General features: G+C 62.3%; 15 protein-coding genes. 10 read left to right on the top strand and 5 right to left on the bottom strand.

The window, feature by feature from the left end; genetic code table 11:
• The first annotated feature begins 91 nt into the window (after nt 1-91).
• The 4 genes from HS101_17250 to HS101_17235 all read left to right on the top strand — a co-directional run bounded on the left by HS101_17250 (nt 92) and on the right by HS101_17235 (nt 3,451).
• Nucleotides 92-565 carry a hypothetical protein gene (locus tag HS101_17250; protein ID MBE7508013.1) on the top strand — a complete coding sequence of 158 codons (474 nt, stop codon included), beginning with the start codon at nt 92-94 and terminating at the stop codon, nt 563-565.
• Between the two features lie 309 nt (nt 566-874).
• Nucleotides 875-1,387 carry a hypothetical protein gene (locus HS101_17245; protein MBE7508012.1) on the top strand — a complete coding sequence of 171 codons (513 nt, stop codon included), beginning with the start codon at nt 875-877 and terminating at the stop codon, nt 1,385-1,387.
• Between the two features lie 48 nt (nt 1,388-1,435).
• The gene (phaC, locus tag HS101_17240) at nt 1,436-2,593 is read left to right on the top strand and encodes a class III poly(R)-hydroxyalkanoic acid synthase subunit PhaC (protein ID MBE7508011.1); all 1,158 of its coding nucleotides are present in this window, start codon (nt 1,436-1,438) and stop codon (nt 2,591-2,593) included.
• A 39-nt stretch (nt 2,594-2,632) separates the two neighbouring features.
• Entirely contained in the window at nt 2,633-3,451 is an 819-nt protein-coding gene (locus tag HS101_17235; GenBank protein MBE7508010.1) for an SDR family oxidoreductase, read from the top strand.
• Between the two features lie 44 nt (nt 3,452-3,495).
• Here HS101_17235 and HS101_17230 read toward each other — a convergent pair whose 3' ends face one another.
• The 3 genes from HS101_17230 to HS101_17220 all read right to left on the bottom strand — a co-directional run bounded on the left by HS101_17230 (nt 3,496) and on the right by HS101_17220 (nt 8,930).
• A complete protein-coding gene (locus HS101_17230; GenBank protein MBE7508009.1) occupies nt 3,496-5,307 on the bottom strand; it encodes a redoxin family protein in 1,812 nt (603 codons plus the stop codon).
• 56 nt (nt 5,308-5,363) lie between these two features.
• The gene (locus HS101_17225) at nt 5,364-6,095 is read right to left on the bottom strand and encodes a DNRLRE domain-containing protein (GenBank protein MBE7508008.1); all 732 of its coding nucleotides are present in this window, start codon (nt 6,093-6,095) and stop codon (nt 5,364-5,366) included.
• 78 nt (nt 6,096-6,173) lie between these two features.
• Nucleotides 6,174-8,930: a multicopper oxidase family protein gene (locus HS101_17220; protein ID MBE7508007.1), complete on the bottom strand. Its 2,757-nt coding sequence runs from the start codon at nt 8,928-8,930 to the stop codon at nt 6,174-6,176.
• Nucleotides 8,931-9,350: 420 nt separating this feature from the next.
• Between HS101_17220 and HS101_17215 the strand changes: the two genes are divergently transcribed.
• From HS101_17215 to HS101_17200, 4 genes are all read left to right on the top strand, one after another.
• Nucleotides 9,351-10,598: an insulinase family protein gene (locus HS101_17215; GenBank protein ID MBE7508006.1), complete on the top strand. Its 1,248-nt coding sequence runs from the start codon at nt 9,351-9,353 to the stop codon at nt 10,596-10,598.
• Entirely contained in the window at nt 10,598-11,866 is a 1,269-nt protein-coding gene (locus tag HS101_17210; GenBank protein MBE7508005.1) for an insulinase family protein, read from the top strand. Before HS101_17215 ends, HS101_17210 begins: the two co-directional genes overlap by 1 nt.
• A 215-nt stretch (nt 11,867-12,081) precedes the next feature.
• Nucleotides 12,082-13,872 (top strand): hypothetical protein, encoded by a 1,791-nt coding sequence (locus HS101_17205; GenBank protein ID MBE7508004.1) that lies wholly within the window; start codon nt 12,082-12,084, stop codon nt 13,870-13,872.
• 436 nt (nt 13,873-14,308) lie between these two features.
• Nucleotides 14,309-14,899 (top strand): phospholipase D family protein, encoded by a 591-nt coding sequence (locus HS101_17200; protein MBE7508003.1) that lies wholly within the window; start codon nt 14,309-14,311, stop codon nt 14,897-14,899.
• Between the two features lie 7 nt (nt 14,900-14,906).
• On the opposite strand, the gene HS101_17195 is transcribed toward HS101_17200, so the two are convergent.
• Nucleotides 14,907-17,060: an oligopeptide transporter, OPT family gene (locus HS101_17195; GenBank protein ID MBE7508002.1), complete on the bottom strand. Its 2,154-nt coding sequence runs from the start codon at nt 17,058-17,060 to the stop codon at nt 14,907-14,909.
• Between the two features lie 400 nt (nt 17,061-17,460).
• Between HS101_17195 and HS101_17190 the strand changes: the two genes are divergently transcribed.
• Nucleotides 17,461-19,812: a hypothetical protein gene (locus HS101_17190; GenBank protein ID MBE7508001.1), complete on the top strand. Its 2,352-nt coding sequence runs from the start codon at nt 17,461-17,463 to the stop codon at nt 19,810-19,812.
• Nucleotides 19,813-20,175: 363 nt separating this feature from the next.
• Here the strand turns inward: HS101_17190 and HS101_17185 are convergent, their stop codons facing one another.
• Nucleotides 20,176-21,657, bottom strand: a complete 1,482-nt coding sequence (locus tag HS101_17185) for an aldehyde dehydrogenase family protein (GenBank protein MBE7508000.1) — start codon at nt 21,655-21,657, stop codon at nt 20,176-20,178.
• A gap of 677 nt (nt 21,658-22,334) precedes the next feature.
• On the opposite strand from HS101_17185, the gene HS101_17180 reads away from it, so the two are divergent.
• Complete coding sequence (locus HS101_17180) at nt 22,335-23,387, top strand: hypothetical protein (protein ID MBE7507999.1); 1,053 nt, start codon at nt 22,335-22,337, stop codon at nt 23,385-23,387.
• Nucleotides 23,388-23,580: the final 193 nt, after the last annotated feature.

Below are 23,580 nucleotides of genomic sequence, written 5' to 3'. Positions count from 1 at the left end.
TTGCGAACGGGCCGATCCTCCGATATACTTATATCAGAACAACTGGGGCAACGACGCTTGTAAGCAAAAGTTTTTTTTTGAGGAGTTCGCCATGACCGCTCAGACCGTCGAAAACGTAAAGAATCAGACCGAGACCATGTTCAAGCAGGCCACCGACACTTTCAAGTCCGCCATGGATACCGGCGTCCGCTTCCAGCAGGACGCCTTCAAGTGCATGTCGGAAGTCATCGCCCGCGGCGAATCATGCGACGACGTCGCACATTGCCTTGAGTCCGTCGCCACCGACTCGGTCAACCTGATCCGCAAGAATGCCGAGCAGGCCCAGAAGGTCTTCGACGAGGGCTGCAAGAGCGGCCTTGAGGTCATCAAGAAGACCCTCGACAGCGGCAATGGTAACGGCCCCAAGGATGCCGTCACCTACACCCGCGACATCTGGCAGAACGCCTTTGATTCGATGCGATCCAACCTGGACACGGCGAGCCGAGCCAGCGCCCAGTGCATCGAGAATTGGTCCCGCTTCTTCGGTAAGTCGATGAGCTTCGGCGAGAAGAAGGCGACCAAGTAGTACTCCACCCTTCGACGCTCGGCGGCCTGCTTCCACCCAGGCAGCCGCCGGGCTCGAAACTTTACAAGACACCGGCATTGCTGCTTGACACCGTCGCTTGCCCCACGAGACTTGCAACATGACGAAACAGGCGACAATTCGCACCACTACATCGATGCCGGTGTTAAATATGACAAGGCCGCGGAGAGGCTAAATCGCCCCGCGGCCTTTCTTTTTCGGCCGACGTCCTCGCCCGACCGCGGGCGCCATCACCGGTGACGCGCCGGCCGTCGGAAGCGAGGACACCGGCTTTTGGTGAAAGCGAGAGTCATGACCGACAACAACTCCAATCAGGCTGCCATGGACCCTCTCTCCCAATTCTGGACTGACATGTTCGCCCGCATGAATGTTCCGCAGACCGGGGCCGGCGCGGGCCCCTCCCTCTCGCGGGACAACCAGAAGCAGATGCAGCGCATGTTCTTCGATGCGATGGCGAAGTACTTCGACGACTTCATGCGGTCGGAGCAGTTTCTCCAGATGATGAAGGAGACCATGGACCGATCCCTGGACTTCAAACAGCAGATCGATTCGTTTCTCACCCAGCTTTATCGCGGCGCACAGATGCCGGCCAAGACCGACGTCGATGACATTTCCGGTCTACTTCGCTCGATCGAGACCAATGTTCTCGATCGCCTCTGTTCCCTGGAATCAAAAGTCGCAGCAGTGGAAGACAAGCGGCGGACGGGCCGCGGCGCCGGGGCGAGCCGGGCGCAGCGCCCGCCTCGTCGCGGTAATATCAAGGCAGCCCGAGGCAAGAGTGCCAAGGGCAAGTCAGGCAAATAAAGGGCGAGCCGTTCGTCACGCACGAACAGGCCTCGCGGACAACAAGAAATGACGACGACTCAATACAAGAATCCGTTCTTCGACATGATGCCGAACTTCTCGGCGATGATGCCCTCCTTCAATGAAATGAAGGAGAAAATGGCCGCCCTCCCCAAGGTCATGGACATCGCTCGAAATGTCAAAGTCGGCGCAACGCCCCATGAGGTCATCTACATCGAGGACAAGCTCAAGGTCCTGCATTACCAGTCCGACATCCCCAAGGCCCATCGAACTCCGCTGATCCTCGTCTTCGCCCTCGTCAACCGGCCCTACATCCTCGACCTCCTTCCGCACAAGAGCGTCGTGCAGCAGTTTCTCAAGGCCGGCTTCGACGTTTACCTGATCGACTGGGGCGTCCCATCCGAGGCCGACAAGCACCTCACCCTCGAATACTATATTCAGCGCTACATGCATAACGTCGTGAAGCATGTGTGCGAATATACCGGCGAGGACCAGGTCTCTCTGCTCGGCTACTGCATGGGCGGCACGATGAGCGCCATGTACACCGCCCTCCACCCCGAGATGATTAAGAATTTCATCCTCATGGCCGCGCCGGTTGACTGGTCCGACCGCGAGGCGCTTCTCTGTGTCTGGAGTGATCCGAAGTGGTTCGATGTCGACAAGGTCATCGACGCCTGGGGAAATGCCCCGCCCGCATGGTTGCAGGGCTCCTTCGCCATTCTCAAGCCCGTCTCAAACCTGATCGAGAAGTACATCGGCTTCTACGAGCGCATGGACGACGAAAAGTTCCTTGAGGAGTTTTTCGCCATGGAGGCATGGGTCAACGACAACATCCCCCTGGCCGGCGAGACCTTCCGCCAGTTCGTCAAGGACTGCATCCAGAAGAACCTGCTCGTCCAGAACAAGCTCCGCATCGGCAAGAAGATCGTCGATCTTTCAAACATCACTTGTCCGATACTTAATCTAATGGCCACGGCCGATCATCTTGTCCCCTGCGGACAGAGCGCGCCGTTTAACGATCTCGTCGGCTCCAAGGATCGCAAGGCGATCAACTTCCCGGCGGGCCACATCGGTCTCTCGGTAGGCAGCAAGGCCCAGCGGGATCTTTGGCCGCAGGTTGCTCAGTGGTTGGCGGATCGCAGTGATCCGATCCAGCGTCCCCAGGCGCGCAAGTCGAAGCGCCGGGGCAAGGCCGCCAGGGCCTAATGGAGAAATCGAGGTCGACATGAACTGGGGAGTGTCACCATGCAATTCTACGGAAAAGTAGCAGTCATCACCGGCGCCGCCAGCGGTATCGGCCGCGCCACCAGCATCGCCATGACCGACCTCGGCATCGAGGCCATCGCCGCCGTCGATCGCAGCGCCGCCGTCACCGACATGTGCGACACCTTCAACAAGGAAGTCGGTCGCCAGGTACTCTTTCCCTACAGCGGCGATGTCACCAACGAAGATTTCCGCAAGAGCGTCTTTGCGGATTTGCGACACCGCTTCGGCGCCGTTCACATCTGCGTTCCCGCCGCCGGAATCACCCGCGATCGTCTCGCCGTCAAGTTCCACAAGAACAACGGCAGCCGCGCAGACCTCTACCCGGTCAAGGAGTTCGAGGAAGTCATCAGGATCAACCTCATCGCCCCCATCTACTGGGCCATGGAAACCATTGCCACCGTCGCCGAGGATCGCGGTCGCAAGAACCTCGGCAAGTGGGAGCCCACCGAAGGCACCCAGGGCGGCGTCGTTTTCATCGGTTCCGTCTCGTCGCTCGGCAACAAGGGACAGGTCTCCTACGCGACCGCCAAGGCCGGCCTCGTCGGTGCTCAGGCCACCCTCGCCAAGGAAGCCATCTACTACGGCGTCCGCTGCAACATCATCCACCCCGGTTACACCGATACGCCGATGGTCCGCGCCCTGGGTGAAGACCTCATTCGTCAGGTGATCCTGCCGCAGACCCAGTTGCGTCGCCTGCTGCGCCCCGAGGAAGTCGCCGACGCCATCTGCTTCCTCCTGCGAAACTCCGCCGTCAGCGGCTCGCTCTGGGTCGACGCCGGCTGGCACCCCGTCGCCTGACCGCCGCACACGAAGCAACGCGCCCGCCCGCAAGACCGGACAGGTCACTTGCGCCCCGTGGTATCCGTCTCGATTTCAAACGCGACAATCAGCGCCTCGTCTCCCGCGCCAGGCCCGATCTGTACCGCGCCCGACGGATCCGGGTTAGACAAATGCGAATGAGAGTTGTCGAAGTGGCCGCTGACGGCGATGCGAGTCCCCTTGGCAAGCGTCAACAGTGACGCCCGCTCATAGCGAATCGGCCAGCGAAAATCGTACCGCTCGATGCCGAGTATTCGTGACACATCGCCCTCCGGCGACGCCGCCTCGATCTCCATCGACCGCCCGCGAGCCCGCATGTACGGCATCACCGCCCGAATGCTCGCCGCCGAAGAGAGTAAATGCTCCACGCGATGATCGACCGACGCACCCGGCTCGATCCGCGGAGTCGCGTCCGAAACAATCAAAGACCGCACCTCGCGCCGCGGCGGCGCAGCCGAAAATCGCATCGCCACCCGAAGCCGAGATCCCTTCGTTCGTCCCATTGGGCTCGCATACATATCAACAACCAGCAGCGATCCGCCCGGCAGTCGCCGACCAACGTCGCTGGGGTACCGAATCATCCCGTCCGCCGGGCTGAACGAGCCGAGCAACTCAAGATGCACCGGCAGCTCCGACTTGCCCGGCAATCTGTCGCCCGGCGACATGATCCACACCAGCGCATGATGCACGCTGTCCCGCTCGATCGGTCGAAACTCAACCGCGCTGATCCACTCATCCTTTTCAATGTTCGTGGGAATCAAAAATCTCGTGCCCTGCAACGGCCCATACTCCGGAAGCTCCAGCGGTGGCGTCGTCAGCAGGACGTCCGGCTCCCCGATGGCCCACGTCTGAGACAGCGCCGGAACTTTCGGCGACTCAGACCGATTCCCCGCCGGCCGGTCCGACCCTAGCCACGCAAGCAGCGCGTCCCGATCCGAATCAGCGAGCATCGGGTCGTCCACCCACGGACTCTCGTGCTTCTCATCCGTCGAAAGGACGTGCCCCGGCGGCATCAGCCGATCGCGAACCACCGCCTCAATCATCGAGAACCGGCCCTTCACCGAGGCCAGCGTCTCCAGCGAAAAAGGCGCGACTCCGCCTCTCCGATGACACCCGACGCAGTTCTTCACAAGTATGTGGGCGATGTCCCCGTAATAGGTGAGATCACTCGCCGGCCTCGTCGTCGTCGGCGCCGGATCGAGAACACACCCCGGCGGCCACGACGCACTCACGCGGGGCCGCTGCTTCTTGAGCACGGCGTCCAGCGCGTCGCGAAGATAGGCATGACGAACGCGATCCAGCGCCCGCCCCACGCCGAATTGATCATCAATCGCCCCGCGATAAACAAGCACTCGCGCCGCATCGAGAACAAAAACCTCCGTCGTCGTCCGCGCGAAAAGGGCATGTTGAATGTCGTGGCGCCGGTCGGCGACATACGGCCCGTCGAATCCCTGCTCCCGGATCGCGTCAACCATACCCTTGGCGCTCTCGGCGTCCACGCAGTTGACATAGACAAACGCAATCCCGCGCTTCGCGTATTCATCCTCGATTCCCGCCAGACGAGATGAGTATCGCACCGCCAATGGGCAGTCCGTGCTCGTCATGCAGACGACGAGTCCATTGCGGCCTGATAGCAGCTTGGAAAGTGTGGTCGCGTCGCCCTTGAGCGGCTCGATCCGAAGGTCCGGCACGACCCGGCCAATGCCCAGCGATGCCGCATCCTCAACCGCCGACTGACGGCGAAGGGCGACATCTTCTTGGGCGAGTGCCCGTGGATGAAATGCGAGAACGGCCGCAACCGCGCCCACGAGCAACATGCCGCGGCCCAGGCTCACACCTTTACGCCCGGGCCGCACACCATCGCCGATTGCTGACAAGTGGTTCGCCAATCTCACGGTCGTCGCCGCCGCCCAAGCGATAGCAGGGCGGTGGTTATCAAGAGCGCCGCGCTGGTCGGCTCCGGCACCGGCGTGTAATCCACGATCAACCGGGGTCGCAGTGCCTCGTCCGCGTCCTCGCGTGTCGAGAATCGCTTGGAAGTCTGCGCCGCCGATTCGTTGCCGATGATGATCCATCCGAAGTTCATCGCGGGGTCGTTAAGGAATCCCTGCACGTCCGCGACCATCGCGATCGTCGAGGGCCAGAAATAGTCGCCCGATCCTCCGACAACAAGCTGCGTCGATATCGCGCCGTTGTAATCGCCGCCCGCCGATGTCCACGGCGAAGTGTTGTACTGCGCGAAGAGCCACGTCGCATCGCCGGCGCCGGCCGCCGCGCCCTGTCCGCCGCTGCTCGTCGCCGTCCCTTCGCCCCAATCCGCCAGCAGCCGATGCACTGACACCGTGGCGTCCGCCGCATTCGATGCCGACAGGCTCAGCCCCAGCATGACGCTGTTGATCGTCGATCCCGCCGGAATTCCCCCGGCAATGTCAAATTGAATGACGCCGCGACGCCGCGAATTGGAAGGCTGATTATTGCGCCCGACAAACATCCCCGTCGAACCGCCGCTGCTGACGTCGCCCTCGGCGTCTTCGATCAGCGTGTTGTCCGCCGCCGCCCCCAGAACGACCAGATCGGCCCGCACATCACCGGCCGCCGCGACAGCCAGAATCAGTGCGGCCATTGCCGCGCAGCCAACGACCCTTCGAGCCAATTTTGATAAGTCCGTGCACATGCTCAATTCCCCCCTGAGTCATGCATTCTATGGGCAGTTCCCCGCCACAAGGCAATCGACAAATAAATTGATGTCGTACGCCGTTTCCAGGGCCAGATTGCTGTCCATATCGGTCGCACAGAACTGCGCCGTCCCTGCCTCCACCGTGCCGATGATCGCCTCCACGAACAGCGATATATCCCGGCCATCCACCAGCGTGTCCTGATTCGTGTCGCCCTTGATGCACACCGCCTCGAACTGCCGCATCATCTCGTGGTCCTCATGTTCCAGGATGTGGCAGTGATACGGATAAAGCCCCGTATAGTCCTCGAATCGCGCGATCACCCGCGTGATCTGGTAGGGGTGTGTCATCACCGTGTCCTTCCAGCCCGCCTCGTTCGCAGCCGGCGGCACCGGTGACCCGATCGGCACGACCTCGCCCTCAATCACCTGAAAATCCTGCCGATCAAGAATCTGGAAGAACACCAGGTGCATGTGCATCGGATGCGAAATACCCGAGCGATTGACGAAAGACCAGATCTCCGTCGTCCCCAGCACCGGATACTCGGTGATGTCGTCCCATTGCAGATCGTTGATCAGCCACATCGACCCGTTGCACGGGTTGCTCAGCTTCCTCAGCACAAAGTTCCTCGTGGTGACCGCATCCATCGGGTCAAGCGTCTCCATCGGCCGCAGGCTCTCCGGGATGGCGTCCGTATGTCCCGCCTCCGCCTGCACGACGAACTTCATGACATCCGGCACCGCAAACATCGGATCGCCGCTCGGGAAGGGCGATGCAGCGCTGTTCGTCAAAACGATCTCCGTCGCAGGCGCCAGCGCGGAGAAATCGACGATGATGTCCGCCCGCTCCGCCGGCCCCAGCGTCACCGCACTTACGGTGACCGGCGCAGGTAGAAGGCCGCCGTCGGTGCCGATCTGCTGGAACGTTTGCGCGTTGGAAAGTGACAGCGTCAGCGTCCGCGAGTTGCACCCGTTCAGCGCCCGGAAGCGGTACTTGCCCTGCTTCACATTCATGTACGGCCACACCATGCCGTTGACCAGCATCTTGTCCCCGAAAAAGTGATCGTCCAAAGCGGCGGGGTAATACAGCGAACCATCCGGATTGAACTTGCGGTCCTGAATGATCAGGGGAATGTCGTATTCGCCCGACGGCAGATTCAGTGACTGCTCAAACGCATCGGTAATCACATAACCACCCGCCAGCCCCATATACACGTTCAGCCGCGTGATCCCCAGCGCATGATCGTGGTACCAGATAAGCCCCGGCAGTTGATCGTTCGGATACACATACGTCTCCGAGTCGCCCGGCAGAAACGTATTCTCCGGGTATCCGTCATACGCCGACGGAACGTGCCCACCGTGCAGATGCACGACGACCTTCGGCTCATTCGCCGCCCCGTGCGCACACGGATCGACCGTCAGATAGTGATCCGTCCGCGGGACGTTCTGCTCGTCGCGCAAATCGTTGATCCAGTGCACCGTCACCGGCTCGTCGCGCGTCGCCAGAATCGTCGGACCCGGATACATCCCCTCATAGGTCCACAGCGTCGTCGGCGGCAGTTCCGAATGCAGTTTCTGCTGCACCTGCACGATCTCAATGTCATAGCTAGCCTCGCCGCCTTGCGTGCCCGTCGTCGGAGTGGCAAGTGGGGGGATCGGCAGGGGGTCAACAAACGGCGTCAGCACAATCGGGCAGAGATTTGACGTGCATGCCGTCGAATCGCCCTGATAGGTGCCGTCCTGCGTCGTGCAATCGGCCGATGTCAGAACCTGGCAGGTTCCGTCATCAAAGCAACAAGCCCCCGTCGGCTGCGGACAAGGATTCGGTGAACAGCCAGTGCTGTTGCCCTGATAGGCGCCGCTTGTCGTGATGCAGTCGTTCTGACCGAGTACCTGACAACTGCCGTCGGCATAGCAGCATGCGCCCATCGGCTGCGGACACGGATTCGGCGAACAGCTCGTGGCGTTCCCTTGATAAGTCCCGCTCATCGACGCGCAGTTGGGAAGGGTCAGCACCTGGCAGGACCCGTTGGCGAAGCAGCACGCGCCGCTTGCCGCCGGCGGCGTGAAATTGATCGTCAGCCGCGGGCGACGACTCGATGTTGTGGACTGACGCGAATCGTAGCGCTTGGACGTCCCGGCGGTCGATTCATCGCCGATGGCGATCCATCCATAATTTGTCGCCGGGTTGTCGAGCCAACCCTGCACCGCGACAACCATCGCAAAGGAGGTGGGCCATGTATAGTTGCCGATGGACATCCCGACGGTGGCCGATCCGGAGGGCGTCGGGTTGTAGTCGCCTCCCAGGGTGGTCCATTGCGGCGCAAACATAAGGTCGTTCGTATCGAAGAATCGATACCTCCATGTGGCGTCGTTGTCCTCCGCCGATGTGCCGCTGCCTTCGTTCCCACTCGGATTGGATAAGCCCTCCCCCCAATCGGCCAGGATCACGTGCAGGCGCACGATCTCATCGCCCGCCTGCGTGCGCGACATATAAAGCTGTAGCGATGCGCTGTTGATCGTCGATCCCGCGGGAATCGACGCCGCGACATCGAACTTCATCAGCGCCCGTCGATTGGCGGTGCCGTTCGTCTGCCCCGTGAACATGTAGCTGCCGGCGCCGTTGCTGTATAGTTCGTTGTCATCGTACAGCGTCGTGTCCTTCACCGGGTTGAGAACGATCGAATCGGCGAGAACAACGCCGCCGATTCCGATCGTGACCCTCGCCGTTAACAGAATGACTAATGCCCAACGGACGTTGGGAGAATTGTTTCCTGAGTGCACCAGGGCTGCTCCTTGTCCGGATTGAATTCAATCGCCGATGCCTTGCCGTCATCGCCTTGTGTGGTCGGTGATCGGCGAAGCGAAAATCCCCCAAGAGGGCGGTCAGGCTCGTCCGGAAATGTTTCACTCTCCTGACATGAGTCATGATACAGGCTCGGTCCCCGTCAGCATAGACTTTCGCCCCCAATCTGCTCGATCCAGGCGACGCACCAGACCATCCATTCACTGTGTATAAGGTCGCACCGGCGAGTCCAGTCAAGTGCCCGTCGAACCCAGCGCCCGACCGGACCGGTAACGCCGTCCTCCCTGTCACGCACCGCGAGTGAGGAGCGGACTCCCGGTAGCCCGTCGGATTCTTCCCGCCTCTTCATCAACTCGCCCGAGGTTGGCGAACGCCTCGAACGGGGATATAAACCCCGCATGAAATTGGAAGAGAAATTCGTCCACCGGAGACTGCCCGGCGGCGTCGAGTTTGCGGCCCTACCCTTGACGGCCCGACGAATCGCCGCCTACGAAATCCGCGTCTTCGCCGGCCTGGCCCACGAGCCCGAGTCGCTCGGAGGTCTCGCCCGAACCGTCGAAGAGTCCATCTCCAAGGGCACGCGGCAGCGCTCCGCCCAGGAATTGACCGACGCCTTCGACGCCATCGGCGCCCAGACCGGCTCCGGCGTCGGTCGCGAGTCCATGGTCTTCCGCTGCACCTGCCTCCCGGAATATCTGGATCACGCCCTCGGCCTCCACGCCGAAATGCTTCGGACGCCCACCTTTCCACAGGAGTTCGTGGACGTCGCCATCGAGCTCGCCCAGCAGGAACTCACCAGCCTCGAAGACGAGCCCGGCGAACTCGCCCGCAAGCTCATCGAGCCGCACGCCTTCGGCGAAGTCCTCGGTCGCCACGAATTGGGCACGATGGAGTCCCTCGCCCGCATCACCGGACAGGACGTGTCAAACTTCTGGCGCGATTGTTTCTCCGCCGGGAGGATTCAGGTCACCGTCGGCGGCGGCATCGACGTCGAAAAAGTCGCCGCCCGGATCGACCAGCTCTTCGGCGGCTTCGGCGATCCCAACGCACGTAACGGCGGTCCGCTGGATTCGCAATTCGTTCCCGGTCGCCGCCATCATGCCAAGGAGCTCGAACAGGAGCACATCCTGATCTGCTGGCCCGGCGCCCCCGTGGACCACGACGACTACCCCGTCCAGCGCGTCGCCCTCGGCGTCCTCGGCGAAGGAATGAGCAGTCGCCTCTTCGTCGAAGTGCGCGAAAAGCAGGGACTCGTCTATTGGGTTGGCGCATGGGACGAGCATCCCCGCAACACCGGCCGGATGTTCATGGGCGCCTCAACCACCCCCGCGCGCTGCGATCAAACCTACAATACCCTGCTCCGCGAAGTCGATCGTCTCGCCAGAGATGTGACCGACGAAGAAATCGAACGGGTCAAGGTCGGCGTCATCGCCAAGACCCAGACCCACGGCGACATCACCAGGGCCCGCGTCAGCGAACTGAGCAGCGATCTCTTCTACTTCGGCAGGCCGGTCTCCGTCGCCGAGAAGAACGAGAAGCTCGCCGCCGTCACCATCGCCGATGTGCAGGCCTACCTCGAAAAGTACCCGCGCGATCAACTCTGCGTGCAGACCCTGGGCCCGAGAGCCCTGGAAGGAGTCGCCTGATGAGCGCGGCCCAATCGAGCCACTTTGTCGATCGCACCCTCTCCAACGGCCTGCGCCTGGTGATGGAGGTCATGCCCCACGTCCAAAGCGCCGCCGCCGGCTTCCTCGTTCGCACCGGCGCCCGCGATGAGGCGCCGCATCTCGCCGGCGTCTCCCATTTCCTCGAACACATGTGCTTCAAGGGCACCGCCAAGCGCGACTGGCGACAGATCACCATCGACTTCGACAACATGGGCAGCACCTACAACGCCTACACCTCCAAGGAGCGCACCGTCTACTTCGGCTGGGTCCGCGTCGAAGACCTCGAGCGCCAGATCGAGCTCCTCGCCGACATGATGCAAAGCGCCATCCCGCCCGACGAATTCGAAACCGAAAAAAAGGTGATCCTCGAAGAGATCGCCATGTCCGCCGATCAGATCGACCGCTGCGTCTACGACCTCATTCACAGCCGAACCTACGAAGGCCACGCCCTCGCCTGGCCGGTCCTCGGCACCACCGAGTCGATTTCCCGCCTCACCCGCGACGAGCTGCACGGCTACTTCGTCGAGCGCTACAACCCGGCGAATATCACCCTCCTCATCGCCGGAAACATCAATCCCGACGATGCCATGGCCATGGCAGCCAGGCATTGCGGCGACTGGCCCGCCGGCAGTCCGCGTCCCGAGCGCAAGGCCCCGCCTCCGCTCAAGACCGGCGCATGCTGCAAGGTCGTCGACCGCTTCAAGCAGCAGGCCATTGCCCTCGCCGTCCCCGCGCCCTCCGCCACCCACGTCGACCGCGAAAACGCCGACGTCCTCGCCTCCATCATCGGCGGCCACAACTCCCGTTTCTTCTGGAACATCATCCAGGAGGGCATCGCCCCCTACGTCTCCGCCGGCCGGCTCGACTATTGCGACGCGGCCATGATGATCGCCTTCGGCTTCTGCGAGACCCAGCGCGTCGACGAATTGCTGGCCGCCATGCGCTCCGAGTTGAAAAAGGTCGCCGCCGACGGCGTCACCGCCGAAGAGGTCCAGCGCGTCAAGAATCGCACCCGCACCGGCCTCACCACCGAGGCCGAAGCCCCGTACTACCGCCTCATGCAGCTCATCCAGGATATTGACACCGTCGGAAAACCGCGCGACGTCATCGAGCGTTTGAGTGCGATCGAGGCCGTCACCCGCGACACCATTCAGGACTACATGCGAAAATGGCCGATCGACTCCGAGGGCTGGCTCACCAGCCTCGGCCCGCGTCATTGGCCTGATAACGCCGCTCTCGTCAGCTAACCCTTGATCGCCCCGCCCCCCGATCCCGCCTTTCGGCCGTCTCTCGCGCAGCCTCTGCGGGCAAAAAAAGCCCATTCTGTCCTTTCTGCCGGTCCAATTTGGCCTCGGAACCGCTCGCCCCGTGCAAAACCCCTACCGATATTGAAATTGTTTTAACCCCGGCGGGTAATACACCTACGGAATCGGAGGGATTCCAGGAAGTTCACTAGAGGCGCATGTCCGACCTGCCCACGCAATCCTTACCCGGCCCGCAACTGCGCGTCGCGCATGACGCCGACGCTGCGCCCCACGTGCCAAGACCCCTTAGTCCCTCCGGTCGAAAAATCAACGGCATCCGCGTCATGGACAATACGGGCCAGTCCGCCCCGCGCCCGCTCCTCGCGTTCGTAGGTCTCCTGCTCCTCGTCGTCGGCGTCGCCCTCGGCACCATCTCCCATCCCACCTGGATCACCATCGTCACCCTCGGCCAGGGCGTCACGCCCGCCGCCGCCGATCAGGTGCCCGCCTCCTGGCTCGAGGCACAGCCCTGGACCAGCCCCAGTGCCAAGTGGATTGCATCCATCGTCCTCGGTCTGCTCGGCCTCTCCTGCCAGCGCGGCCGCGCCCTAAGCGTCGTGGTCACCGCCGCCCAGTTTGCCGTCACCGCCTACACCTGTGACCTGCTCATCGACGGCAAGCTCAGATGGCTCGCCACCACCGCATTCGGCGACTCGTCGTTACCCTTTGTCTTGCCCATTGTCTCCGCCGTCTTCGGCTACATCGTCCACGCCGGCCTCACCAAAGAAAACGCCAGCGCAAGAGGAACCATCGGCCTCCTCATCGTCGCCGCCGCCGCCCTCGGAACCGTTCACGGCTGGTTCAACTGGGCCCCGCTGATCGATCGCCTCGCAACCGACGCCGCCGAAGTATTGAACGACTGGGGCGCCGAATCGACCTGGGCCACCGTCCTCATCCTCACCGCCATCGGTGTCGCATCCTCGCGGACCAAGCCCGTCTTCCTCCTCGTCGCCCTGATCCTCGGCTGTCTCGCATGGTATTGCATCTCCAGCGGCATGACCGAAATCCGAAGCTTCCCCTCGCTCGCCACCGGCAGCCACATCCCCAGCGTCGAGCACACCAGCTACAAAAACGTCGATGCCTGGCACTGGGTCGTCGCCGGCGAGCTCGTCGTCCTCGCCATTGTCCTGGCCCACATGTCCCTCGGCATGGGCATCCTCAACATCGCCTTCGCCCTCCTCTGGATGTTCGGCGGCCTCACCTTCTACAACTCCGTCAGCAACATGTCGCTCGTCCGCGCCCTCAGCGAAGGCGCCGCCATCGGCGTTCAACAGCGCGGCATGACGCCGACAACCGTGGCCGATCCACTCGCCGGCTTCGGCCTCCCCGTTGAATCGTCGCCCCCAGGCACTCAGCCGTCCGCCGCACGATCGAGCGAACCATACTTGCTACCACAAGCCCAGCGCGAGGCCATGCAGCGCATGCAGCGTCCCATCCAGGTCCGCGAGATCACGCCGCTCGTCTGGATGTTCTCCACCGCCGTCCTCGCCGGCATCTTCGCCGTCGCCGGCATCGCCATGATGACCCCCAACGAAAGCGTCCGCACAGGGAGCCTCTGCGCCCTCTGGCTGACCTGCGGTGTCCTCTGCGCGACCCTCTACTTCCTATGGCCCAAGGGCTCCGCCACCTTCGAAGGCTGGCTCGCCGCCTTCCGCTACTCGCGCTACCACACCGGCGTCTATTGGACCGCCTTCTTCGCCTCCGCCGGCATCACCGGCATCTGGGCCCTTCGCCCGACCGCCAGCACCGCCGCCTGGGTCCACGCCAGCGCAGCCGCAATCCTCCTCGGTACCTGCCTCAGCCTCGGCGCCGCCGCAATCCTCATCGCCTTCGGAAACTTCCCCAAGCTACCCGCATGGGTCTACATCGTTCTGACCATCGGCCAGTCCTCCCTCATGTGGGCCCTCCTCATGCAGCATAGCTACCGCACCCGCCGCGCCATCGCCTGATACCAGCCCTGCCATCGCCTGACGCCCACCGCAGCGAATTCCCCCAACAGCAAATCCTCCAGCAGCAAATCCTCCAGCAGCGAATTCCCCCAACTGCGAATTCCCCCAACTGCGAATTCCCCCAACAGGGTAGCATGGGCTTCCAGCCCGTGCGAACGACATGAACCAGTGCGAGCGAAATCGAAACGCTTGATCGAGAATCGCCCTGATCCAGCGAGAATCGTTGCGACATCGACCTCGCGAGAGGCTATCGTTCGGTCGCAAACAGATCGGCCAGCGCGCCCCGCAATGCGCGGAATCGAAACTCAAATCCGCCCGCCAACGGCGTTCAGAACCCTCGTTAACATGTCCCGAATTTCTCTGGACCCGGACCTCCCAACTTCGGTAGGATCACCGCCCGAGGCGTCGTTCGATCGCCGTTTAGGAGGTCCATTTCATGGCACTTGATCATCTCACCTCGTCCGTCTCCGCCCTTCGCAGGCCCGCCCCCCTCATCGCCGCCGTCGGTGTCATCGTCACGGCCCTCCTGGCCACGGCGATGGGGCCCGGCGCCATGACCAAGTCACGAAAGGGCGGCGCCATCCGCGCCGAGGCCGTCTTCTCGCCCGGCGGCGGCTGCGAGAGTCGCATCGTCGAAGAGCTGAGTTCCGCCAAAAAGAACATCCGCATTCAGATGTACATCTTCACCTCGAAGCGAATCGCCGAAGTCCTGGGCAAGGCCGCCAAACGCGGCGTCAAAGTCGACGTCATCCTCGACAAGTCTCAGGAGAAGGCGACCTACGGCCCTTGGCGCGTCCTGCGCCGTGACGGCGTCCGCGTCTATTTCGATCGCGAACACAACACCGCCAACAACAAGATCGCCATCGTCGATGGCAGGGCGCTCATCACCGGCTCGTACAACTTCACCAAGGCCGCCGAAGACAAGAACGCGGAGAATATCTTGATTCTCAAAAACGCCGCCGACGTGATCGATGCCTACATCGAAAACTTTGACCGCCACCTGGAGCACGCCAAAAAGGCGTCGTAGCCGCGACCTAAGCCTCGGACTTCCGGCATCCCACCATCAACAGGACGACCGTCAGAAGCCCGAACGGCAGAAGCGTCAGCCCCGGATTCGCGGCCAGCTTGCCCAGCACGCTTTCGCCCACATCCATCGACGCCGCCAACTCCGGCCACTTCGCCGCGATGATCGCCACGAGGATGCCCCCGATGGTCCCGCCCGCGATATAGCCCGACGATAGCAGCACGCCGGGGCTCATCTCCGATTCCGCCGCGGAGCGCCTCGCCTTCTTGTCGGCCAGCCAACGCATGACTCCGCCGGCGAAAATCGGCGTCGACGCCGACAACGGCAGATATACGCCGACCGCGAACGGCAAAGAGGGAATGCCCGCAAGCTCCAGGACAATGGAGATAGCCACCCCCAACAAAACCAGCGCCCACGGGAGCTTCTGAGTCAGAATGCCGTCCACGATGAACGACATCAGTGCCGCCTTTGGGGCGATGTACTTGTTCACCTTCACCCCGTCGTCGCGCTTCTCAAGTTTGCCGTTGATGCCGGGATCGACGAGATAGCAGATATTTCCGGCATCGTTCACCAGGTACTTGCCCTGTGGTACGCCCTCGATTTCGCCCACCCGCGCCTGCAGGACGAGGTACTCAGCCTGATCGTCGTCCGCGTAGGTCCCGCCGACGTGAACCTTCGCCTCGGCGTCGAGCTTCGTCACGTCGATCGTCCGGGTCGGCAATTCCTTCGTGGAATAGACCGTGCCCGAATCGTTCAGCAGCAAAATGGTAAAGCCGATCACCAGTGCCGAAGTGATGGCCCCGACCAGAATCGACACCTGCTGGTGCCGCGGCGTAGCGCCGACGATGTACCCCGTCTTCAGGCATTGCGCCACCGTTCCGCCGTTTGAAGATGCGATGCAAACGATCGCCGCGATCGAAAGCGCCGTCAGCCGATGGCTCGCCCCGGTCCATCCGATCGCCACGAAGATGAGGCACGTCAGCAGCAGCGTCGCCACCGTCATGCCGGAAATCGGATTGGATGACGACCCGATCTCGCCCGTCAGCCGCGCCGACACCGTCACGAACAAGAATCCGAACACGACGATGAGCGCCGCGCCCAGCAGGTTCATCTCCAGCATCGGCGCCGCCCAGATCGCGATGATCAGCCCCGCGCACCCGACCAGCACGACCTTCATCGACATGTCGCGATCGATGCGCATCGCCGTCGGCGCCGCGACTTTGACGGCCCCGTTCTTCGCCCGCGAACCGGCCAGGTCGCCGAGTCCCGACTTAATCGACCCGATGATCATCGGCATCGACTGCATCATGCTGATGATGCCGCCCGCCGCGACCGCCCCGGCCCCGATGTACAGCACGTAGTCGTGCCATATCTCGCCGATGGTCATGTCTCGGATCAGCTTCTCCGCCGGAAACAGCGGCGCACTGAGCCCGTCGCCGAAGAGCATGATCGCCGGTATCAGGACCCACGACGCCAGAATGCCGCCGCCCACCATGATGCACGCGATGCGCGGACCAATCACATAACCCACGCCGAGCAGGGCCGGCGAAGCCTCCATCGCCACCGCCGCCCCCTTGAACTCAAACGCGACGCTGCCGTCCGCCTTGAAGAACTTGAGAAGCCGCCCGGGCGTATCCTGCCAGAACTTGAAGCCCGCCATCAGCCACTGATAGACGAACGCCATCCCGAATCCCGTAAATACCTTCGCCGCCGAAGAGCCGCCTTTCTCTCCCACGATCAGCACGTCGGCGCACGCCACGCCCTCGGGATAAGTCAGCTTTCCGTGCTGCTTCACGATGAACACCCGTCGCAGCGGGATCATCATCAAAACGCCGAGCAAACCGCCCAGCACCGCCACCAGCATGACCCGCACCACCTCGAGGTCGTACCCGAGAATCAGCAGTGCCGGCATCGTCACACCGACGCCGAAGGCGATCGACTCGCCCGCCGACCCCGTCGTCTGCACGATGTTGTTCTCCAATATGGTCGCGTTCCGGCCGGCCAGCGGACTGAACACCCGAAAGAGCGTGATCGAAAGCACCGCGATCGGGATCGACGCCGAAACCGTCATCCCCACCTTCAGCACCAGGTACAGCGACGAGGCGCCGAATATGATTCCCAGGATAGCGCCGACAAGAACCGGGGCGAACCCCATCTCCGGCATCGCCGTCTCGCTGGAGACGTATGGCTTGTGTGCTGGCACACTGTCGCCTGAACCAACGGCCCCGCCGGCCAATACAATCCCGCAACGGCCGCAATACTTTGCCGATTCACCGACATCTGCGCCGCACGCCGAGCACTGACCCATAAGCGTTCTCCCGTGTGCCTCTTTTGCCCGCCGACGGGGCATGGCAAAGGCCCGAAGAGTCTCCCCGACCCACTCTATTACCGCAAGTAAATGGCTTTGAGTCGGCGACCGCACCCGATATAATCAAAAGCGTCAGGACGCCTGCCTCAGCCCCGACCGGCGTGAGCGGGAAAGTGTCGCTTTCGCTAAAACAACATCGTCCGGCTGCCGGAGTCTTCCGTTCGGGACAACCGTCCCGCAGAGGGGTTTTTCATCAATGAGTCTTGCTTGCCACTTCCAGCGGCCGCTTCGTTTCTTGAGCGCTGCGGCGATCATCTTGCCTTTTCTCACTGCATCTCCGGTTTCCGCCGTTCACTACGGCGCCTGCCACGAGCCGGAGATTCAGGGTTGCGGCAAGGCCCAGGCCATGATCGGTCTTCACGATCGCGACCCCGCGGCATCTTCCCACGCGACGCCGCGCGAAGGTTTCCATGACACCGATGTCCTTCACTACGACCTCGATATCGAGTTCTCCAATCTCGTCAGCCTCGGAATCCCGCACGCCACCCTCGACGGACGAAACACAATCACCATCCAGAGCAAAGTTCCCAATCTCACCGAATTCACGTTTCGCCTTCGGTTTCAATACGAAATCCTTAGCGCGATGATTGACGACACCATCCCCGTCACCGTCACGGAAGTCAGTGACTCGACGCGCCTCGTCACCCTCGATCGCAGCTACGGTGTCGACGAAATTTTCACCCTGACCATCGAATACACCGGAGAGTCCTGGCCGCTCGGCTTCGGCTCATTCAAGGTCGGCCCCCACGGTAGTTCTCAGATTATCTTCAGCCTCAGTGAGCCCTACTACTCCTATTCCTGGTGGCCCGTAAAGGATGGCGACGCCGGCCTGCCCGGCGACAACAGCGACAAGGCCACCATTGACCTGACCTACACCGTCCCCAACAACTTCACCACCGCCGCCAACGGCATCCTCGTCAGTGAGGAGTTCCTGAGCGGAAATCGTCGCCGCACCCACTGGCACAGCAATTACCAGATCGCGCCCTACCTCGTCTCCATCGCCTCCACCAACTACAACAAATGGACGCGAACCTACAACTACCCCGGCGGGTCGATGCCCGTCGAGTTCTACATCTACCCGGAGAGCGACACGCCCGGAAACCGCACCGCCTGGGAAAGATGCCTGAGCATGCTCCCCGTCTTCCGCACCGTCTTCGGCGAATACCCCTTCATCAACGAAAAGTACGGCCACTACAACTTCAACTTCGGCGGCGGCATGGAGCATCAGACCATGACCGGCCTGGGCACCTTCAACGAATCGACCATCGCCCACGAACTGGGGCACCAGTGGTGGGGCGACATGATCACCTGCAAGACCTGGAGCGACATCTGGCTCAACGAAGGCTTCGCCACTTTCTCCGAAGCCATCTGGATCGAGCGCCGCGGCGGGGGAGTCAACACGCCCGGCTATCTCTCCGCCATGCTGAACCGAAAGCCCAGCAATCTCTCCAAGACCGTTTACGTGTACGACACCGCCAATTACAGCGGCATCTTCGATTCCGACTCCAGCTACAACAAGGGAAGCTGGGTTCTCCACCAGCTTCGCGGCGTCGTCGGCGACGAAACCTTCTTCCAGATCCTCGCCAACTATCGCGCCGCTTTCGAGGGCTCCGCCGCGACCACCGACGACTTCGCCGCCATCGCCGCCAACACCTACGGTCAGGACCTCTCATGGTTCTTCGACCAGTGGGTCTACGGCCCCGGCGCCGCCGCTTATCAGTACGGCTGGCAGTCCGCCAACATCAACGGCCAGAACTACCTCCTCGCGAAAATCGCCCAGACCCACACGACCGCCGGCTGGCCCAGCACCTTCAAAATGCCCGTCCGCCTCCGAACCACCATTGCGGGCTCCCCGCAGGACATCAGCGTTGCCAACGACCAGCGCACCCAGTGGTTCGTCGTCCCCATTAACGCGCCGGCCACCGCCAGCAGCTTCGATCCCGAGCAGTGGATCCTCCGCTCCGGCCTCTCCAACGTCAGCTACCAGCCCGGCCCGCCGAAGATCGTGCAGGTCACCCCGGCCCCCGGCGCCGAAATCTCCGGCCTGTCTCCCACCACCCAGGTCGCCGTCTGGTTCCACACCAACGTCAACGCCTCCGCGGCGAACTTCTCGATCACCGGCGCCAACTTTGGCGCCAGGTCGTTCACACTCCTCTCCGGCGTGAACGTAAACCCCGCCATCCTCAATCTCGACGCGCCGCTGCCCCCCGACGACTACACCCTGGTCGTCTCCGGCGTCACCGCCGCCAACAGCGGCCAGACCCTGGACGGTGAAGTCGCCGTCGCCGACGATCCCGCCTCACTGCCCACCGGCGATGGCATCGCCGGCGGTGATGCAAACATCGCCTTCGCAGTCACCCCCTGCGGCCTCGCCGCCGATATCAACGACGACTGTAACCGCGATGACATCGACGTCGATCTCTTCACCCAGGTCCTCCTCGGCCTCGATACCGACGCCGGCCACATCGACCGAAGCGATCTCGACGACAGCGGCGCCCCCGACGGTCTCGACGTCCAGCTCTTCATCGACGCCACCATCAACCCATAGCGATCCTTCGATCGACTCGCTCGAAGTGAATGCCCGCGATGCCTCTTCCGCGCGCTGCGGACGGCCCGTCCGCCTCGCGCACAGCGGCCTGCCCGTGGATGGACCTCACAAAATCGTAGGTGACATAAGGCGAAAAAAATCTCGGCGGGCGATTGCAACCCATGTGCCGGGCACGTGTTGGGGCGATTCGAGTTTGGGGTGGTTTTGGCGTGAAAACCGCCTGGTACACGCGGCCTTAGATCGCGCGATCGCGATGTACAGCGCGCACGGTCGGGACAAGAGCGCGGAATAAGCGAGCGTGTGGGCATCTCAAATGAGAATGCTTGCTCACTGTTCGCGCCGAATGGATCGCCGCCGGCCGTCCTACAGCTTCATCGTCACCGTCTTGATTTCGCAGTAGTTCTCCAACGCATACTCGCCAAGCTCCCGGCCGATGCCCGACTGCTTGAATCCGCCGAAAGGCGCCGCCGCGTCGAACACGTTGTAGCAGTTCACCCACACCGTTCCGGCTCGCATGCTGTTGGAGATCGTCATCGCCTTCTGGATGTCCTTCGTCCACACCGCCGCGGCAAGGCCGTACACCGAGCGATTCGCCCGGGCGATTACCTCGTCGATGTCCTTGAACGGCATCACGCAAAGCACCGGGCCGAAGATCTCCTCCTGCGCGATGGTCATTTCTTCGTTGACGCCGTCGAACACCGTCGGCTCGATGAAAAAGCCCCGATCGCCGACCCGGCTTCCCCCGGCCACCATCTTGGCGCCCTGCTGGTTGCCGCTGTCGATGTAGTTCATCACCCGGTCAAACTGCTCGCGGCTCACCTGCGGGCCCTGGTGCGTCTTCATGTCAAACGGATCGCCCACGCGCCGGCTCTTGGCGATGCCCTTGAGCTTCTCGACGAATTCGCCGTGAATCTTCTCTTCCACGTAAAGCCGCGATCCGGCGGAGCAGCACTGCCCCTGGTTGAAGAACAGCGCGAAGTACGCCCCCTGGATCGCCGCATCCGCGTCAGCATCCGCGAAAACGATGTTCGGGCTCTTCCCGCCCAGCTCCAGGCCGACGCGCTTGAGGTTGCTCTTCGCCGAAGCCGCCATGATCAGCTTGCCCACCTCGGTGCTGCCGGTGAACGCCACCTTGTCGATGTCCATGTGCCGGGCCATCGCGCCGCCTGCCGTCGGGCCCATGCCGGGGATGATGTTGATGACGCCCGGCGGAAAGCCCGCCTCAAGCGCAAGCTGCCCGACATAAAGCGCCGTCAGCGGCGTCTGCTCGGCCGGCTTGAGAATGACCGTGTTGCCCGTCGCCAGCGCCGGTCCCCACTTCCACGCCTGCATCAGCAGCGGAAAGTTCCACGGGATGATCTGCGCACAAACGCCGATCGGCTCGTGCCGCGTATAACAGAAAAACGGCCCGTTGATCGGGATCGTCTTGCCGTGAATCTTGTCCGCCCAGCCCGCGTAGTAGCGATAGCACGCCACCGTCAGCGGCAGGTCGGCATTCAGCGAATCGCGGATCGGCTTGCCGTTGTCCAGCGTCTCCAGCGCCGCCAGCTTCTCCTTGTTCTTCTCGATCAGGTCGGCCAGCTTGTACATCAAGTTGCCGCGCTGCGAGGCGGACATCTTCGGCCACGGCCCGCTCTCGAAGGCCTTGCGCGCCGCCTTCACCGCCTTGTCCACATCCGGCTCGTCGCCCTCGGCCACATGCGCGATCACGTCGCCCGTCGCCGGGTTGATCGTCTCAAACGTCCGGCCGGCGACCGCATCGACCCATTGGCCGTCGATCAGGCACTTGGTGTATTCAATCTTCACGTCCGACTTGACCGGTGCAGGTGCGGTGGCAGTAGCCATGGGATACCTCCTGAATGTGCGTGTTTCAAGGACGCGTCAGACGCCCATTGTCGGTCTCGGTTGATGGTCCGGGTAGCATGAGCCTCCGGCTCGTGCGTTCTCGCCCTCGGGTAGCATGAGCTTCCAGCTCGTGCGTAGCGTTTCGCTCGTGCGTATTCTCTCGGCCACCCTCCGGTTCGCGGCTTCTCAAAATCGGGTAGCATGAGCTTCCAGCTCGTGCGTAGCGTTTCGCTCGTGCGTATTCTCTCGGCCACCCTCCGGCTCGCGGCTTCTCAAAATCGGGTAGCATGAGCTTCCAGCTCGTGCGTATTCTTTCGCTCGTGCGTAGCGTTTCGCTCGTGCGTATTCTCTCGGCCACCCTCCGGCTCGCGACTTCTCAAAATCGGGTAGCATGAGCTTCCAGCTCGTGCGTAGCTTTCGCCCGCGCGTATTCTTTCGCCCGCGCGTATTCTCTCGACCACCCTCCGGTTCGCGGCTTCTCAAAATCGGGTAGCATGAGCTTCCAGCTCGTGCGTAGTCCGCCTCGTCACACCCGGCCGATTCCGTAGTTTCAAATGAGACGGTTCACCAAAAACCCCGGCTCGATGGGAAGCGGGGCAACGTGATAAGATAGCGCACGAGGCGTGGGCTGTCAAAAAAATGCACGACACGCACCCCGCCGGGCCGGAACGCCATCCATGACCCAGGTCAAGACAACTGAAGCTGTCGCAAATGCGAGCCCGCAATCCCCACCGGGCCTCGTGGACGTGAAGTTCAAAAAGCCCAGTGCGCTCCAACTCAGCATCTACGTCCCAGCCTCCGCCGGCCTGTACTTCGTTCTGATAGTCATCTGCGCGCTGATCGGCGCCCTCAATGCCATCGTGGCGATTGTCGCGCTCGTCGCGGTCACGGCGCTTGCCATCTTCGCAGTCGTCATCGAGTCGGACCGAAATCGCCGTCGGGCTCTCGCCGAGGCAAAGAGCCTGACGGATAAGGGACAAGTCAAAGACGCGCTGGCTCATATTGCCTCCCGCGTCGCGGTTGACGGACCGAACTACCTGATCGTGAACAGGCTGAAGTCCCTGGCCCGCCATCGCAATTCACCCTCGGCGATTCGACTCCACTGGACCGATACCGTCGGTGAGATCGAGCCGCTCGATGTGAACTTCCCCGCCGTCAGCCTCGACGAATCCGACGAGCAGTTCGTCCAATTGGCGGATGCGATGTCGAACCATGTGAGCGACGAAGCGAAGGAGAGCAGGGGGCTTCGTGCAAGCGCAGGGGAGACGGCCATCGGTCGACGCATACGGCGGTCGTTTCGCCTGGTTTGGGTTTGGCCGATAGTTCTAATGATCGCAATACAAGTCATTCAGGCTGCCGTGACGTCATATCGACAGGGGGTCGTTACATTGTCATTGTTGTTTTTTGTCGCGACGTTTTTGATGGCGTTGGCAGGTGTGGCGGGGTTTTCATTTGAGCATTTGCACCTGGAATGGCTCATCGTCCCCGGCGGTCTGTTACTCCGAAAGAAGTCAAAGAACGCAACCCAATCAGACCTCGAACTGTTCACCCCCAAGTCCGCAACCCTGGTCGCGGTCCAATCGCGCAGGGAGTCCTGGACCGTCTTCGTCGTGGAGGAAAGCCGCAACCAGACCCTGACCATAACAACTCAGGAAACCGAATTGCTCCTCCGCGCCTGGCTAAGCCCCATCCCGCCGCCGAGCGTCGAAAAACTCATCGACCTCACCTGAGATCGCGCCGCCTGTCTCGCCTCCGCGCCGTTTCGCTCGTGCACGCACTCCCTACTCGCTCGCCGGCCCTCCCTAATTCACCCTTCCAGGCGCGCACATGGAGCAAAAGTTCTTATGGAGGAGTCCCCGCGATGCTCCGCAAACAAGCATTCAGAATCTCCGGCGATCCGAAGGCAAACCCGACGCCACATGC

The sequence above is a fragment of the Planctomycetia bacterium genome (assembly GCA_015075745.1).
In the GTDB taxonomy this organism is placed as follows: Bacteria; Planctomycetota; Phycisphaerae; order UBA1845; family UTPLA1; genus UTPLA1.
Note: the sequence above shows the minus strand (reverse complement) of the source record. Positions and strands in the feature narration are given on the sequence as shown.

Bases quoted from the DNA above. Each gene is read 5' to 3' on its own strand.
- HS101_17250 (MBE7508013.1), top strand. From the start codon at position 92: ATGACCGCTCAGACCGTCGAAAACGTAAAGAATCAGACCGAGACCATG.
- HS101_17245 (MBE7508012.1), top strand. From the start codon at position 875: ATGACCGACAACAACTCCAATCAGGCTGCCATGGACCCTCTCTCCCAA.
- phaC (MBE7508011.1), top strand. From the start codon at position 1,436: ATGACGACGACTCAATACAAGAATCCGTTCTTCGACATGATGCCGAAC.
- HS101_17235 (MBE7508010.1), top strand. From the start codon at position 2,633: ATGCAATTCTACGGAAAAGTAGCAGTCATCACCGGCGCCGCCAGCGGT.
- HS101_17225 (MBE7508008.1), bottom strand. From the start codon at position 6,095: ATGGCCGCACTGATTCTGGCTGTCGCGGCGGCCGGTGATGTGCGGGCC.
- HS101_17215 (MBE7508006.1), top strand. From the start codon at position 9,351: ATGAAATTGGAAGAGAAATTCGTCCACCGGAGACTGCCCGGCGGCGTC.
- HS101_17210 (MBE7508005.1), top strand. From the start codon at position 10,598: ATGAGCGCGGCCCAATCGAGCCACTTTGTCGATCGCACCCTCTCCAAC.
- HS101_17205 (MBE7508004.1), top strand. From the start codon at position 12,082: ATGTCCGACCTGCCCACGCAATCCTTACCCGGCCCGCAACTGCGCGTC.
- HS101_17200 (MBE7508003.1), top strand. From the start codon at position 14,309: ATGGCACTTGATCATCTCACCTCGTCCGTCTCCGCCCTTCGCAGGCCC.
- HS101_17195 (MBE7508002.1), bottom strand. From the start codon at position 17,060: ATGCCGGAGATGGGGTTCGCCCCGGTTCTTGTCGGCGCTATCCTGGGA.
- HS101_17190 (MBE7508001.1), top strand. From the start codon at position 17,461: ATGAGTCTTGCTTGCCACTTCCAGCGGCCGCTTCGTTTCTTGAGCGCT.
- HS101_17185 (MBE7508000.1), bottom strand. From the start codon at position 21,657: ATGGCTACTGCCACCGCACCTGCACCGGTCAAGTCGGACGTGAAGATT.
- HS101_17180 (MBE7507999.1), top strand. From the start codon at position 22,335: ATGACCCAGGTCAAGACAACTGAAGCTGTCGCAAATGCGAGCCCGCAA.